The sequence below is a fragment of the Nonomuraea sp. NPDC049750 genome (assembly GCF_040659625.1).
Taxonomy (GTDB): Bacteria; Actinomycetota; Actinomycetes; order Streptosporangiales; family Streptosporangiaceae; genus Nonomuraea.
Map to the genome: position 1 here is coordinate 1 of NZ_JBFANB010000067.1, position 1,319 is coordinate 1,319.

General features: G+C 55.6%; 1 rRNA gene. It reads right to left on the reverse strand.

From position 1 onward, the window contains the following. A 23S ribosomal RNA gene (locus AB0J16_RS59590) occupies positions 1-1,272 on the reverse strand; the annotation flags it as partial. Positions 1,273-1,319: the final 47 nt, after the last annotated feature.

Sequence of the window (1,319 nt, forward strand, 5' to 3'; positions counted from 1 at the left end):
TCAATGCCACGACTTCGGCGGTGTACTTGAGCCCCGCTACATTGTCGGCGCGGAATCACTTGACCAGTGAGCTATTACGCACTCTTTCAAGGGTGGCTGCTTCTAAGCCAACCTCCTGGTTGTCTCTGCGACTCCACATCCTTTCCCACTTAGCACACGCTTAGGGGCCTTAGTCGGTGATCTGGGCTGTTTCCCTCTCGACTACGAACCTTATCGCCCGCAGTCTCACTGCCACGCTCTCACTTACCGGCATTCGGAGTTTGGCTGACGTCAGTAACCTTGTCGGGCCCATCAGCCATCCAGTGCTCTACCTCCGGCAAGAAACACGCGACGCTGCACCTAAATGCATTTCGGGGAGAACCAGCTATCACGGAGTTTGATTGGCCTTTCACCCCTACACACAGATCATCCCCCAGGTTTTCAACCCTGGTGGGTTCGGTCCTCCACCCAGTCTTACCTGAGCTTCAACCTGCCCATGCGTAGATCACTCCGCTTCGGGTCTACAGCATGCGACTCAAACGCCCTATTCAGACTCGCTTTCGCTACGGCTCCCCCACACGGGTTAACCTCGCCACACACCATAACTCGCAGGCTCATTCTTCAAAAGGCACGCAGTCACATCACAACCGTTCCGAAGAACAGCTAAGCTCCTACGGCTTGTAGGCACACGGTTTCAGGTACTATTTCACGACCCCTCACCGGGGCACTTTTCACCTTTCCCTCACGGTACTCGTGCACTATCGGTCACCAGGGAGTATTTAGGCTTACCAGGTGGTCCTGGCAGATTCACACAGGATTTCTCGGGCCCCGTGCTACTTGGGATCCCCTCAAGAAGCCTTCAAGATTTCGCCTACCCGGCTCTCACGGTCTACGGCAGCCCTTCCCAGAGCTTTCGACTACCTCAAAGGTTTATCACTCCTTGGCCGATCGGCAGATCGACCCAGAGGGTCCCACGACCCCGGACATGCAACGCCTGCCGGCTATCACACACGCCCGGTTTAGCCTCATCCGCTTTCGCTCACCACTACTCACGGAATCACTCTTGTTTTCTCTTCCTACGGGTACTGAGATGTTTCACTTCCCCGCGTTACCACCAACCGCCCTATACATTCAGGCGGAGGCAACACCACATGACTGGTGCTAGGTTTCCCCATTCGGACATCCCCGGATCAACGTCTGGTTGGCGACTCCCCGAGGCTTAACGCAGCCTCCCACGTCCTTCATCGGCTCCTGATGCCAAGGCATCCACCGTGTGCCCTAAAAAACTTGGCCACAAAGATGCTCGCGTCCACTATGCAAATCTCAAACAACAAACAGCC